The organism is Paraburkholderia sp. SIMBA_053, from assembly GCF_046534895.1.
GTDB lineage: Bacteria > Pseudomonadota > Gammaproteobacteria > Burkholderiales > Burkholderiaceae > Paraburkholderia > Paraburkholderia caledonica.
The window spans coordinates 1-260 of sequence record NZ_JAWRXU010001001.1; the positions used below are offsets into that span (position 1 = coordinate 1).

At 61.2% G+C, this 260-nt stretch carries 1 protein-coding gene; it reads right to left on the reverse strand.

Annotated elements, in window-relative coordinates; all coding sequences use genetic code 11:
* Window positions 1-260 (reverse strand): IS66 family transposase (locus tag SB753_RS38625; protein WP_410805357.1); only part of this gene is annotated, 260 nt, incomplete at both ends.

Consider the following 260-nt stretch of genomic DNA (forward strand, 5'->3'; position numbering starts at 1 on the left):
CGTGTTCCGGAAGTAGCGGATAGTCTGATACACCGCATCACTGCCGCTGAGCAGCCAGACCCAGCGGTTGGCCGCTTCTCCGTTGCGGCTGTGCGTGGTTTCGTCGATATGGATGACAGCGGATTGCTTCGCGTGATGATGAAGAGCCTGGTGTACCGGGGTCAGCATCGCGCTGACCCGGCCCTGAGCCTCAGAGATGGCGCCGGTGGAGAAGTGGGTGCCGTACTGGTTGCGGAGCAGAGCCTGTATCTTGCTGATGC